The sequence below is a fragment of the Mycobacterium sp. 134 genome, from assembly GCF_048282715.1.
Taxonomy (GTDB): Bacteria; Actinomycetota; Actinomycetes; order Mycobacteriales; family Mycobacteriaceae; genus Mycobacterium; species Mycobacterium septicum.
Window position 1 is genome coordinate 5,022,540 of sequence record NZ_JBLVUN010000008.1, and the last position, 13,411, is coordinate 5,035,950.

The 13,411-nt window shown below is 66.3% G+C and carries 13 protein-coding genes and 1 pseudogene; 4 read left to right on the forward strand and 10 right to left on the reverse strand.

What is annotated here, in order from left to right; translation table 11 throughout:
* The 4 genes and pseudogenes from sdhA (at window position 1) to ACNQVK_RS28755 (ending at window position 4,181) form a co-directional block, all read left to right on the forward strand.
* Entirely contained in the window at window positions 1–1,755 is a 1,755-nt protein-coding gene (gene sdhA / locus ACNQVK_RS28740) for a succinate dehydrogenase flavoprotein subunit (protein WP_409553178.1), read from the forward strand.
* Window positions 1,755–2,540, forward strand: a complete 786-nt coding sequence (locus tag ACNQVK_RS28745) for a succinate dehydrogenase iron-sulfur subunit (RefSeq protein WP_044516500.1) — start codon at window positions 1,755–1,757, stop codon at window positions 2,538–2,540. Before sdhA ends, ACNQVK_RS28745 begins: the two co-directional genes overlap by 1 nt.
* A 124-nt stretch (window positions 2,541–2,664) precedes the next feature.
* Window positions 2,665–3,282: pseudogene (locus ACNQVK_RS28750) on the forward strand (carboxymuconolactone decarboxylase family protein); the annotation flags it as partial.
* 107 nt (window positions 3,283–3,389) lie between these two features.
* Window positions 3,390–4,181 (forward strand): 3-oxo-5-alpha-steroid 4-dehydrogenase, encoded by a 792-nt coding sequence (locus tag ACNQVK_RS28755; protein ID WP_418032241.1) that lies wholly within the window; start codon window positions 3,390–3,392, stop codon window positions 4,179–4,181.
* A gap of 3 nt (window positions 4,182–4,184) precedes the next feature.
* Here the strand turns inward: ACNQVK_RS28755 and ACNQVK_RS28760 are convergent, their stop codons facing one another.
* The 10 genes from ACNQVK_RS28760 to ACNQVK_RS28805 all read right to left on the reverse strand — a co-directional run bounded on the left by ACNQVK_RS28760 (window position 4,185) and on the right by ACNQVK_RS28805 (window position 13,382).
* Window positions 4,185–4,679 (reverse strand): PPOX class F420-dependent oxidoreductase, encoded by a 495-nt coding sequence (locus ACNQVK_RS28760; RefSeq protein ID WP_418032242.1) that lies wholly within the window; start codon window positions 4,677–4,679, stop codon window positions 4,185–4,187.
* Window positions 4,679–5,587: a sigma-70 family RNA polymerase sigma factor gene (locus ACNQVK_RS28765; RefSeq protein WP_418032243.1), complete on the reverse strand. Its 909-nt coding sequence runs from the start codon at window positions 5,585–5,587 to the stop codon at window positions 4,679–4,681. Before ACNQVK_RS28765 ends, ACNQVK_RS28760 begins: the two co-directional genes overlap by 1 nt.
* Window positions 5,588–5,622: 35 nt before the next feature.
* Window positions 5,623–5,961: a cupin domain-containing protein gene (locus ACNQVK_RS28770; RefSeq protein ID WP_418032244.1), complete on the reverse strand. Its 339-nt coding sequence runs from the start codon at window positions 5,959–5,961 to the stop codon at window positions 5,623–5,625.
* Window positions 5,962–5,980: 19 nt separating this feature from the next.
* Window positions 5,981–7,399: an NAD(P)/FAD-dependent oxidoreductase gene (locus ACNQVK_RS28775; protein WP_418032245.1), complete on the reverse strand. Its 1,419-nt coding sequence runs from the start codon at window positions 7,397–7,399 to the stop codon at window positions 5,981–5,983.
* A gap of 30 nt (window positions 7,400–7,429) precedes the next feature.
* Entirely contained in the window at window positions 7,430–8,518 is a 1,089-nt protein-coding gene (locus tag ACNQVK_RS28780; protein ID WP_418032246.1) for an ABC transporter ATP-binding protein, read from the reverse strand.
* Window positions 8,508–9,308, reverse strand: a complete 801-nt coding sequence (locus tag ACNQVK_RS28785; RefSeq protein WP_409553172.1) for an ABC transporter permease — start codon at window positions 9,306–9,308, stop codon at window positions 8,508–8,510. Before ACNQVK_RS28785 ends, ACNQVK_RS28780 begins: the two co-directional genes overlap by 11 nt.
* Window positions 9,305–10,192, reverse strand: a complete 888-nt coding sequence (locus ACNQVK_RS28790) for an ABC transporter permease (protein ID WP_418032247.1) — start codon at window positions 10,190–10,192, stop codon at window positions 9,305–9,307. Before ACNQVK_RS28790 ends, ACNQVK_RS28785 begins: the two co-directional genes overlap by 4 nt.
* A 13-nt stretch (window positions 10,193–10,205) precedes the next feature.
* Window positions 10,206–11,330: an ABC transporter substrate-binding protein gene (locus tag ACNQVK_RS28795; RefSeq protein ID WP_418032248.1), complete on the reverse strand. Its 1,125-nt coding sequence runs from the start codon at window positions 11,328–11,330 to the stop codon at window positions 10,206–10,208.
* 74 nt (window positions 11,331–11,404) lie between these two features.
* On the reverse strand, window positions 11,405–11,995 hold the full coding sequence (locus tag ACNQVK_RS28800) for a helix-turn-helix domain-containing protein (protein WP_211157928.1): 591 nt from the start codon (window positions 11,993–11,995) through the stop codon (window positions 11,405–11,407).
* A gap of 238 nt (window positions 11,996–12,233) precedes the next feature.
* Window positions 12,234–13,382, reverse strand: a complete 1,149-nt coding sequence (locus tag ACNQVK_RS28805; RefSeq protein ID WP_418034398.1) for an FAD-dependent oxidoreductase — start codon at window positions 13,380–13,382, stop codon at window positions 12,234–12,236.
* Window positions 13,383–13,411 lie beyond the last annotated feature (29 nt).

Sequence of the window (13,411 nt, forward strand, 5' to 3'; positions counted from 1 at the left end):
ATGATTCAGGAACACCGCTACGACGTCGTCATCGTCGGCGCCGGCGGCGCCGGCATGCGCGCTGCCGTCGAGGCCGGTCCGCGCGTCCGCACCGCCGTGCTGACCAAGCTGTACCCGACGCGATCCCACACCGGCGCGGCCCAGGGCGGCATGTGCGCCGCGCTGGCCAACGTCGAAGAGGACAACTGGGAGTGGCACACCTTCGACACCGTCAAGGGTGGCGACTACCTCGCTGACCAGGACGCCGTCGAGATCATGGCCAAGGAGGCCATCGACGCGGTGCTGGACCTCGAGAAGATGGGCATGCCGTTCAACCGGACGCCCGAGGGCCGCATCGACCAGCGCCGGTTCGGCGGGCACACCCGCGACCACGGCAAGGCCCCGGTGCGCCGGGCCTGTTACGCCGCCGACCGCACCGGCCACATGATCCTGCAGACGCTGTACCAAAACTGCGTCAAGCACGACGTCGAATTCTTCAACGAGTTCTACGCACTGGACATCGCGCTGACCGACACCCCGACGGGCCCGGTGGCCACCGGCGTCATCGCCTACGAGCTGGCGACCGGCGACATCCACATCTTCCACGCCAAGGCGATCGTCTTCGCCACCGGCGGTTCGGGCCGGATGTACAAGACCACCTCGAACGCCCACACGCTGACCGGTGACGGGCTGGGCATCATCTTCCGCAAGGGACTTCCCTTGGAAGACATGGAGTTCCACCAGTTCCACCCGACAGGCCTGGCCGGCCTGGGCATCCTGATCTCCGAAGCCGTGCGCGGCGAAGGCGGACGTCTGCTCAACGGTGAGGGTGAGCGCTTCATGGAGCGCTACGCCCCCACCATCGTCGACCTCGCGCCGCGTGACATCGTCGCCCGCTCGATGGTGCTCGAAGTGCTCGAAGGGCGCGGTGCCGGACCGAACAAGGACTACGTCTACATCGACGTGCGTCACCTCGGCGAGGACGTGCTGGAAGCCAAGCTGCCCGACATCACCGAGTTCGCCCGCACCTACCTTGGTGTAGACCCGGTGACCGAACTGGTGCCGGTCTACCCGACCTGCCACTACGTCATGGGCGGCATTCCGACCACGATCCACGGCCAGGTGCTGCGCGACAACACCAACGTCATCCCGGGCCTGTACGCCGCCGGTGAATGCGCGTGTGTTTCGGTGCACGGCGCCAACCGCCTCGGCACCAACTCGCTGCTGGACATCAACGTGTTCGGCCGCCGCGCCGGTATCGCCGCCGCGGAGTACGCCGCCAACCACAATCACGTCGACCTGCCGGAGAACCCGGCCGACATGGTCGTTGGCTGGGTCGGTGACATCCTGTCCGAGCACGGCCACGAGCGCGTCGCCGACATCCGCACCGCCCTGCAGCAGTCGATGGACAACAACGCCGCGGTGTTCCGCACCGAGGAAACGCTCAAGCAGGCGCTGACCGACATCCACGCACTCAAGGAGCGGTACAGCCGAATCACGGTGCACGACAAGGGCAAGCGCTACAACAGCGACCTGCTCGAAGCGATCGAGCTGGGCTTCCTGCTGGAGCTGGCCGAGGTGACGGTGGTCGGTGCGCTCAACCGCAAGGAGTCCCGCGGCGGGCACGCGCGCGAGGATTACCCCGACCGCGACGACACCAACTACATGCGGCACACCATGGCGTACAAAGAGGGCGACGACCTGCTCTCCGATATCCGGCTGGATTACAAGCCCGTGGTCCAGACCCGCTACGAGCCGATGGAGCGGAAGTACTGATGAGCGCCCCAGTCATCGACAAGCCCGAAGCCGGCGACCCGGAGCTGCCGCCCGTCCCCGACGGCGCGGTCATGGTCACCCTCAAGATCGCCCGGTTCAACCCCGAGGACCCCGACGCCGCGGGCTGGCAGAGCTTCCGAGTTCCCTGCCTGCCCAGCGACCGGCTGCTGAACCTGCTGCTCTACGTAAAGGGCTACCTGGACGGCACGCTGACCTTCCGGCGCTCCTGCGCCCACGGTGTGTGCGGGTCGGACGCCATGCGGATCAACGGCGTGAACCGGCTGGCCTGCAAGGTGCTCATGCGGGACCTGCTGCCCAAGAAGGCGGGCAAGCAGCTCACCATCACCATCGAGCCGATCCGCGGCCTGCCCGTGGAGAAGGACCTCGTGGTGGACATGGAGCCGTTCTTCGACGCCTACCGCGCGGTGAAGCCGTACCTGATCACCAGCGGCAACCCGCCCACCAAGGAGCGCATCCAGAGCGCCACCGACCGGGCGCGCTACGACGACACCACCAAGTGCATCCTGTGTGCGTGCTGCACCACCAGCTGCCCGGTGTACTGGAGCGAGGGGTCGTACTTCGGCCCGGCCGCGATCGTCAACGCACACCGGTTCATCTTCGATTCGCGTGACGAGGCGGCCGCCGAGCGGTTGGACATCCTCAACGAGGTCGACGGTGTGTGGCGCTGCCGCACCACGTTCAACTGCACCGAGGCCTGCCCCCGTGGCATCCAGGTGACGCAGGCGATCCAAGAGGTCAAGCGCGCGCTGATGTTCGCGCGCTGACTCTCTGTGGCGTCGACCCTGCTTGGCGGGCGTCGACTCTGCGCTCAGATCGTGTTTTCGAGGGGAATCACGATCTGAGCGCAGAGTCGGCGCCCGTTTTGCACTGTCACACATTGCGGGGCTGCATCGTCTAACCGGTATGACCGAGACCAAGACCCGAATCCCCGCTGTCACCCCCAAACAAGCCGGCCTGCTGACCCGCGCCATGTACTGGTACGCCAAGCGCGAGTTCGGTGAGGTGCCCGAGCCGTTCGCCGTGGCCGCAAACCATCCGCGGCTGCTCGTGGCCAACGGCGTGCACGAGATGCTGCTGCAGGGTGGCTCCAAGAAGCTACCCGCCACGGTCCGCGAGCTCGCGGTGTTCTGGACCGCCCGCACCGTCGGCTGCTCGTGGTGCGTGGACTTCGGCTCCATGCTCATGCGGCTGGAGAACCTCGACGTCGAGCGGCTCAAGTCGATCGACGACTACGCCACCTCGCCGCTGTTCACCGACGACGAGCGCGCCGCCATCGCCTACGCCAACGCGATGACGACCGACCCGCACTCCGTCACCGACGAGCAGGTGGACGACCTGCGCCGACGCTTCGGCGACGACGGCGTGATCGAGCTGACCTATCAGATCGGTGTGGAGAACATGCGGTCCCGGATGTACTCGGCCCTGGGTATCACCGAGCAGGGCTTCAACTCCGGAGATGCGTGCCGCGTTCCGTGGGCCGACGAGCGCTCGCGCGAGGAGCAGTGACTCCGGAGTGACCGTGTCGCTGGCCTGAGACTGGGACCGGGTGGTAGAACACGTTACAGAAACAGCGGCCCCCGCCGCTGAAACCACCTGCTCAGCGAGGAGCGCCCGTGCATTGGTACACCGGCAACACGTTCTACGACACCGTGCTGACCGCGGCCTTCGCGTTCGCGGCGTTCGTGATCATCGGCGGCTTCTTCGCGCAGAGTTCCTACGGGCGCTTCTCGACGACGAAACTCGGCCTGAACCTCAACCCGAAGCTCGGCTGGTGGCTGATGGAGATCCCCGCGACCGTGGTGTTCTTGATCAGCTACCTGGCCGGGCCGAACCGGTTCGAGCCGACGTCCCTGGTGCTCGCCGGGATCTGGCTGCTGCACTACGCCAACCGCGGCTGGTTCTTCCCGCTCGCGATCCGCCAGGTGCCCGGCAAGCGCGGCACGTTCAACATCTCGGTGATCGTCATGGGCATGCTCGTCACCTCGATGCACGGCTACCTCAACGGAACCCTGTTCAGCCAGGACTTCTTCGGGCAGTACACCACCGCATGGCTGACCGACCCGCGATTCCTGGTGGGGTTGGCGATCTACCTGTGCGGGTTCGTGCTGCTGGTCAACTCCGAATCGATCGTGCGGAACCTGCGCGACAAGAACAATCCCGGCGCTGCGGAGTACCGGATTCCGTTCGGCGGCGGCTTCCGGTTCGTCACCAGCCCGGCCTATCTGGGCGAGATCGTCGCCTGGTCCGGCTTCGCGATACTGACCTGGGCCCTGCCCGGCGTTGCCATCCTGCTGATCACCGCGGGCAACCTGATCCCCCGGGCGCTGGGCACCCACGACTGGTATCAGGAGAAGTTTCCCGAGTACCCCACCGACCGCAAGGCGTTGATCCCCTACGTCCTGTGACGGTCACTCCCCCGCGGGCGTGATCTCGATGTAAGCCGTTGGTACCCCGGCCAGTTGACTGCCGTAGTCCAGGCTGCGCTCGAACACCTTCATCGGAGCACTCCAGTTGGCGGCGATCACCGCCTCGGCGTGTGCGTGTTCGGCCTCGGGAAGGATGCGCGCCACGCCGGCAACGACGGGACCGCTGGGCTTGCCGCGCAGATTGCTGGCCACCACAAGGACTTTCGGATTGTTACGGATGCGTTTGACCTTCCCGGTCGACGGATCCGTGCGCACGTAGAGCTTTCCGTCGGCGACGCCGTGGTTGATCGGGCTGGGCATCGCTTCCCCCGATTTCTTGAACGTCACCAGCACGATCTGCCGGTAGTTCTCGAACCCGGCGAAGGTGGTCCCCGTGGCAGGCCCGATGTCGAAGGCGTCGCGATGGCGCATCTTGTCCATGCCGCGGAACATCATTCGGCTGAACGTGTGGGCCAGGGTTCCGTGCTCGTTCGGCATCACTGTGCACCTCTCAGCGGGGATCCGGTGAACTTGTCGGGATTGGCGATATCCCAGACCGCGCAGACCTTCCCGTCCCGAACGGTGAAGATCGTGACCCGGGGCATCATCTCCGGGTAACCGTCGCCAGCCGGCGCACCTGCCGTGTAGACACCCAACTGGCCGTTGACCAACGCAAATTGACTGCCCGCCAACCAATTCGGCCCGTAGCGCTTGGACAGTCCGAGGATGAACCGGGCAACCTTGTCCGGACCGTGGATGACACGGGCAGCCGTCGGGGCGCGGCGGTTCGAATCGCCGGTGAACGTGACGTCAGGGTGCAGCAACCGCACGACGGCGTCGAGCTCCCCCGTTGCCAGGGCGGCCATCAGCTCACCGGCGACCTGGTTGTGCAAATCGTCGGGCGATGACGGCGGCGGATCGTCGGCGACCGCGCGGCGGGCCCGCGAGGCCAACTGGCGGGCCGATGCGTCGCTGACCCCGAGCACACTGGCGATCTCGCCGAACGGCACGCCGAACCCGTCGTGCAATACGAAGGCCACCCGCTGATCGGGTGTGAGCCGCTCCAGCACCACCATCGCCGCGAACCGGGCATCTTCCCCCGCCACCACCGCGTTGAGTGGGTCATTCGTGTCGAGCCCGGTCACGACGGGCTCCGGCAGCCATTCCCCGTAATAGGCCTCGCGCCGGTGCGCCGCGGACCGCAGCCGGTCGAGGCCGAGCCGGCTCACCACCGTGGTCAACCAGGCCCGCAGGTCAGCGATCTGCGTGCGGTTGGCTTCCCAGCGGATCCACGCATCCTGGACGATGTCCTCGGCGTCGGCGAAGGTTCCGGTGAGCCGGTAGGCCACAGCCAGCAGATGGGGCCGCAGCTCCTCGAACTCGCCGACCCGAGCGCTCGCGGTCATGGCCCCAGTTTAGGGCGGATCGAACAAGCGCCGCCTCAGGCACCCACCATGACGTAGGTCTTGCGGATCGCTTCCTTGACGAACCACGTTCCCCGCCAGCCCCGCGGCAGCACCAGCAGCGTGCCGGGCCCGATGTCCGCGCTCGTTCCGTCCTCACCGACAACCGTGCCGGAGCCCGAGATGATGTGGCACACCTCGGTCGCACCGGACCGGTCCGCGGTGAACTCCCCCGCATCGCATTCCCAGACCCCGGTGTCGGTCACCGCATCGCCCCAGACTTCCAGCGAGGATTCCAGCTGACCACTGACGCTCGTCGGTTTCGGCTGCGGCTCAGGCATTTCGACCGTGGTCGCGGCAACAGAAAGCAGGCTCACACTCGTCGTCTCCATCGGGTCAGCGCCCCGTGATCTTGTTGGCCACGCGCGCCAGCCCGCTGGTGCCGGCGAGGCCGCGGGTGGACTCGCGCCGGTCAGCGGTGCGGTACAGCGCATACATGGCCTGCACCCCGAGCCAGCGCAGCGGCTCCGGTTCCCACTTGCGGACCCGTCGCCCGACCCAGGGCAGCCGGGTGAGCGCGGTGTCGCGTCCGAGCACGAGATCGGCAAGGGTGTGCCCGGCCAGGTTGGTGGTGGTCAGACCGCTGCCGACATAGCCGCCGGCGGTGCCGAGCCCACTCGCCCGGTCGAAATCCACGGTGGCTGTCCAGTCGCGCGGCACCCCCAGCACACCACACCACGCGTGCTCGATCGGAACATCGCGAGCCGCAGGGAACATGTCGTGCACCAGAGCCCGCAGGGCATCGATGGTCCACTGCTGGGTGGCTCCCCGATGATCGAGCGCCGACCCATACCGATAGGGGATCCCCCGGCCGCCCAGGGCAATTCGATTGTCCGCCGTGCGCTGCGCGTACATGTACCCGTGCGCGTAGTCGCCGAGGAGCTCGGCCCCCACCCAGCCGACCTGCTGCAGCACGGATTCGGGCAGAGGTTCGGTCACCACCATCGAGGAGTTCATCGGCAGCCACGCCCGGCGCTGGCCTGGCATCGTCGCGGTGAAACCCTCAAGACAGCGCAGGATCACGGGGGCGCGGACATCGCCACGGTCGGTGATGGCACGACCGGCCTTGATGTCGGTCACCTCGGTCTGCTCGTAGATTGCGACGCCCATGCCCTCCACCACGCGGGCCAGGCCACCGACCAGCTTGGCCGGCTGGACCCGGGCGCAGTGCGGGGTGAACAGAGCGCCCATGGCGCGCTCGACCCGGATGCGGGCGTTGGATTCGTCGCCGGTCAGGACCACGAAGTCGTCTTCTGTGGCACCCCAGCTCCGCTCGTAGTCGAGCGATTCGCGAAGCCGACCCATCTGCGCCTGGTTGCGCGCCACATGCAGCACGCCGTCCTTGACGACATCGGCGTCGATACCCTCGGACTTCGTGACCCCGATGACCTCGTCGACGGCACCGCGCATGGCCCGCATGAGCTCGACGACACCGTCGTGCCCGTGGGTGGACGCATAGGCGTCGCGGGAACCGGCGAGTTCGGCCGAGAGCCACCCACCGTTGCGGCCGGAGGCTCCAAATCCGGCGAACTCCTTCTCCAGCATGGCAATCCGGAGGTCGGGCTGCTCCCGCTTGAGGTAGTAGGCGGCCCACAAGCCGGTCAGGCCGGCCCCGACGATGCAGACGTCGGCTTCCAGCGAACCCGGCAGGGCGGGTCTTGATTCGGGCCAGCCTGCCGCCCGGTACCAGAACGACACACTGCCGTTCACGAAGTCATTGGCGAGACCGCTGGTCGTGCGACCGTCGGGGGACATCTTGGTTCTCCTGTACTCGTATCGGTTTGATCAGTTGTCGGCGGGCAGGATGGTGGCGACCTCGGGGTCGAACGTCAACCAAACCTGTTGTCCCGCTTCGATCGGTGTGATGCTGTCCGCGCTTTCGCGGACGAGGGCGACGGTGCCGTCGGGCAGGCTCACCTCAACCTTGCGTGAACTGCCGAGGTAGATCTCCTGGATCACGGTGCCGGGCACCGCATTGACGACCGCGGGCTCGGTGTCACCGGTGACGATGCGGATGCGCTCCGGCCGCACCACGACGGCAACCGAATCACCGCGCGTCGATTCACCCCGGGCGGCCACGATCCGCCGGCCATAGGCGTTCACGATGCACTCGTCCTCGAGCTTTCCGTGGAACAGTGACGACTCGCCGAGGAAGCGCGCCACGAAAATGCTCCGCGGATGCTCGTAAAGGTCGGTCGGCGAGCCGATCTGCTCGATACGCGCCTTGTTGAACACCGCGATGCGGTCCGACAGGACCAGCGCTTCGTCCTGGTCGTGCGTGACGTAGACGAACGTGGTGCCGAGTTCGCCGTGAATACGCTTGATCTCGAGTTGCAGCGAATCGCGCAGTTTCTTGTCCAGCGCGCCCAGCGGTTCGTCCATCAGCAGCACGCGCGGTTCGTAGACCATGGCCCGCGCGAAGGCGACACGCTGCTGCTGACCACCGGACAGTTCCTTGGGCATCCGCTTGCCGTAGCCGTCGAGGCCGACCGTGCGCAACGCGGCGTCCACCTTCTCGCGGCGCAGCGCCTTGGCCATCTTGCGCTGCCGCAACGGATATTCGACGTTGTCGATCACCGTCATGTGCGGGAACAGCGCGTAGTGCTGGAACACCATGCCGATGTTGCGCCGGTACGGCGGGAGATCAGCGACAGGGCGGCCGTCGATCAGCAGCTCGCCCTCGGTGACGTCGACGAAGCCGGCGATCATGTTCAGGGTGGTGGTCTTGCCCGAGCCGCTGGGGCCGAGCAGGGTGAGAAATTCACCGGGCCGCGCATCGAGGTCGATGGCGTTGACAGCCTTTTCCGACCCGTAGGTCTTGGTCAGGCCGCGCATGGTGATCGATGCACCGTGCGGGGTGTTGTCAGCGGACACGATTCCTCCTGCGCGAGTAGATGGCCGCGACGACGGTCAGACATGTCGTCAGGGCGAGGATGAGAGTGGCGGCCGCAGCGATCGTGGGATCGGTGTCGCGCGTGACCGAGGCGTACATCTTGACCGGCAGCGTCTGCAGGTACGGGTTCTGGATGAACAGCGACAGCACGACCTCGTCGAAGCTCGTCGCGAACGCGAACAGCGCGCCCGAGAGCACCCCCGGGGCCACCAGTGGCAGGGTGACGGTCCGGAACGTGGTCCATCGGCCGGCACCGCAGATCGCGGCCGCGTCCTCCAGGCGCCGGTCGAATCCCTGCAGGCTGGCCATCACCGGCACGATGACGAACGGCAGCGCCAACATGGTGTGCGCGACGACGAAACCGAACAGGGTTCCGAGCAGGTTCAGCCTCAGGAACAACGCGTAGAGGCCGACGGCTACCACGATCACCGGAACAACCATGGGAGCCAACAGGAATGCACGTATGCCCTGCCGCCCGGCCAGCCGGGTGCGGCTGAGCGCCACCGCCGCGGCCGTACCGAACACGGTGGCGAAGACGGCCACCAGGATCCCGACCTCCAGGCTTGCCTTCAGTGCGGCGATCCACGCGGGATCCTCGAAGAACGTGCGATACCAGCGCGTCGACCATCCGGTGGGAGGGAAGGCGAACGACGGCCGATCGGTGAAGCTCAGCGGCACCACGATCAACGACGGTGCGACCAACCACAAGCCGACGCCCGCACAGAACAACCCGAGCAGGACGTTCCAGAACGTCTTTGCATACCGTGTCATGCCGTGCGCTCCTTGCGGTTTCGACGCAGCAGGTACAGCAGGGCGGCAAGCACCAGAAAGGTGACGAGTAGCAGGACCACACCCATCGCCCCTCCCCTGCCCCAGGCCAGCAAGCTGGTGACCTGTACGTAGATCTGCTGACTGATCAGAGCGTCATCGGGAGCGCCGAGCAGTGCGGGTGTGACATAGAAGCCGAGGCTGCTGATGAAAACCATCAGGCAGCCGGCCCCGACGCCGGGCAGCGACAGCGGCACCCAGATTCTCGCGAACGAGATAACCGGTCGCGCACCGAGACTCGACGATGCGAGCACCAGCCGCCGGTCGATGCCCGACATCACGGCATACAACGGCAGGACCATGAACGGCAACAGGATCTGGCTCATGCCGATGACCACGCCCAGGTTGGTACGCAGGAGCGGCACACTGCCCAGCCCGACGAACGACAGCAGGGTTTGGAGGGGCCCGCCGTCCTCCAGCAGGATCACCCAGGCGAAGGTGCGCACCATCAGGCTGGTCCAGAACGGAACCAGCACGATGAGGGTCAGCGCGATGCGGACCGCGGGCCCGAACGCGACCATGGCGTAGGCGTAGGGATAGCCCAGCACCAGACAGATCACCGTGACTTCGAGGCCCGTCGTGAACGTGCGCAACAGGACGCTGCGCTGCACGGAATCGCCCAGATACCAGGCGAAATTGCCGAAGCCGAGTTCTGGGTCGCTGAACGCCTGCCAGAACATGATGGCCAGCGGCAGTCCGAACACCCCGAGGACGAGCAGAACCGACGGCGCCAACAAACCGATGTCGCCGAGCCTCCGACCGGAGGTGGTGGGAGTGGTCTGGGTCTTGGGTGGCGCTCCGCCCGCCAGAACATCGACCATCGTCATGGAACGAGACCTCCTAGCCCGCGAGCCAGGACGTGTACTTGTTGGCGATTTCTTCCTGGTGTTCGGCCCAGTACCCGAGATCCAGTGGGAACCGGTCTTTTTCCCGCTCCGGCGTGGTGGTCAGGTACGACCGCGCCAGGTCGTCGAGTTGCGGCTTGGCGTCGACGTTGATCGGGCTGTAGGACGTCAGTTCGGCAAGCTTGGCCTGCTGCTGGGCACCGAGGTAGAAGTTGATCAGCGCCATGGACGCCTTGGGGTTCTTGGCGCCGACGGGGACGGCGATCGTGTCGGCCTCGGGCATCCACTGGTCCCAGATCGGAGCGAACGGAGCTCCGTTCTTGACCGCCGAGTACGCGCGACCGCTCCACACCAGCGCCATGTCGACCTGGCCGGACTCGATGAGCTGCTGGGACTGTGCGCCGGTGGTCCAGAAAACCGTGTCGTTGCGGATGCTGTTCATCTTGGCCAGCGCCCGGTCCATGTCGATCGGGTAGATCGCGTCCGGGGCGACACCGTCGGCCAGCAGTGCACCCTCGAGGACGCCGGGGTCGAGCTCACCGGGCACGCCTTCGATGGCCCGCTTACCGGGGAACTTCGCGGTGTCGTAGAAATCGGTCCAGGTCTTCGGCGGGTTCGCCCCGTACTTCTTGGTGTTGTAGACCACGATCAGCCCGTAACCCATTGCGGGGACCGAACAGTCGTCGGTCTTGGTGCCCGCGGGCAGCTTGCTGATGTCGACGATGCTGGTGTCCAGCGGCATGAACAGCGTGCCGCAGTTCTTGGCGGTGAACACGTTGGTGCTGTCGACCACGTCCCAGGTCACGTTCTTGGAGTCGACCTGAGCCTTGATCTTCGAGTTCTCGGTGGGCCCGTCCTGCAACACCTTCGCGCCGGACTGCGCGGCGAACGGTTCGATCGCCGCCTTCGTCTGCCCGTCCTGGAAGATGCCGCCGTACGACACGAACGTCAGGGTCATGCCTTTGAGCGCGCCTTCTTTGACGGTGCCGGCCTGTGGCGGTCCGCTGCCCAGATCGACGTCGGCTGCTTGGCCGGGACCTGCAGGCGTACACGCGGTGGCCAGGAGGACCCCCGCAGCGATCAAGGCGGACACACTGCGAGCGGCAGGCGACATGTTCATTGGGGATCTCCTTCGGATCTGGGCGGAAAGGTGTTCGCGGACATGGGCACATCCGCGACGGGACGAGCGGCCCGTCAGGTCGGCCAGTCGGTCGGGGGGCTGACAATCCAGATGAGCTCGACCGGCGCATCACTCAAGTTGTGCACGGTGTGCGGCATGGACGTGCGGTACTCCGCGCTGTCGCCCGGCTCGAGCACGTAGCGCTCGCCGTCGAGCTCCAGGGTCGGGGTGCCGGCGATGACGATCAGGATCTCCTGCGCGTCACCGTGCACGTAGGCCTCGCCTGCGCTCGACCCGGGCGACAGTTCACCCGCGTAGACCTCGAGGTTTCGCAGCGGCTTCTGCGACAGAAGGTATTTCGAGCTCAGCTCCGACACCTCGATGGTCGGCCGCGCCGCCTTCCTGAGAATGCGGACGTCGGTGACCTCGTCATCGGTGAACAAGTCAGGCAGCACGATGCCCAGCGACTGAGCCAGGCGGCGCAGGGTTCCGACACTGGCGTTGACCTGCCCGCGCTCCACCTGGCTGAGAAAACCCGGGGAGATGCCGGCACGATCGGCCAGCTGTCGGAGAGACATCTTCCGCGCGGCCCGGAACTGACGAATCCGGCCTCCGACCACGGTGTCTGCCGTTTCAGCGGGATCCGGCTCGACGGTCGCACTCATATCGAAACATCCGTTCGTCTCAAAAGAGCAAGAGGATTGTTTTCAGCGAACACTTTGTTCGCTGAAGCCGAACCCTATGTCCGTTTGAGGGCGGCCCGCAAGGCTTCGATCACATCCCACATGAATTGTGAGATAGACCACAACTGCACTGTTATCGTCGACCTGCTAGGTACCGACCCACGATTACCGTTGCGAAGATCGCTTTTGGCCACCGATTTCGTGGCCCTTGCGCAGGCGCCTAATGCCTGCCGAGTACGTGAGGGCCGGTGCGCTCAGGCACGCCCGTCGCGAACCGGCTAAGCGACCACTGGGCGACATCCGGGTCCGGCGTGCGCCCTTCCGCCAGATCGGCGAGCACCTCGCCCATCAGCGCGGAGTACTTGAAACCCTCCCCCGAGTCGCCGCATGCAACCACGATTCCACCCTCGAGCCGGTCGACGATGAACGCGCCATCGGGAGAGTCGGTCCAACTGCAGACCTGAGCATTGAGCACCGTCGGAACAACTGCGGGCAAGTCGGTCTGGATCCGATCGCGAAGCTCCTCGGTCCGCCCCGGGTCAGGCGTCCGGTCGACGTCGCCGGCCCGGTAGTCACGCAGCGGCCTGTCCAAACCGACTTTGTAGCCCGCACCCGGCGATGGCATGGCGTAGATGCCCGGACGGTCGCCCGACGGCCCATCGAACAGGCATGGATAGTCGTCGGTGGCAGCAGGATTCGCCGGATCGCCGAAGTACACCACCTGCTCCAGGTAGGGGTGCAGCGACAGGTCCAGCCCGAGTGGCGACAGTAGGCGTCCGGCCCCCGGCCCGGCTGCGATCACCGCGGCGTCCGCGTCGATCACGTCCCCCTCGGCCAGCACCACCCGGACGCCATTGGCAGATCTGTCCACACTGGCCACATCGCGTTCGAGAAGCGTTGCACCGGAGGCATTCTGGAACAGCGCCAACTGAGCTTGCAGCGATGCGGCGGCCAGCACGACGCCGGCCACCGGCTGCCAGAGAGCATCCCTGCCGTCGCTGCGCAGATCCGGGAAGAACCGATCCACGTCCGCCGCAGGCACATTGGCGTACGAGACGCCGAGCGCGTCCAGCGTCGACGCCACGGCCGGCAGCGACTCGTCGTCGCGCCACAGCAGACCACGGGTGAGGAACACCGGGGTTCCCGCCCGCTCGGCGAGGCGGTGCATGGCGTCGACACCACGCTGCGCCGTCCGCACCCGCAATGGATCAGGGTCGGCGAGTCGCCACAACCGGGTTGATCCCGCCGAGGAAGACAATCCGTTCAGCGGGCCGTAGCGGTCGATCAGCGTCACCCGATGCCCGCGGCGGGCGAGTTGCGCCGCGACGGGCAGACCCCAGGCACCCGCACCGATCACCACGCACGTCATGGTCACGGCTGCATACTTTCGAAGCGAAA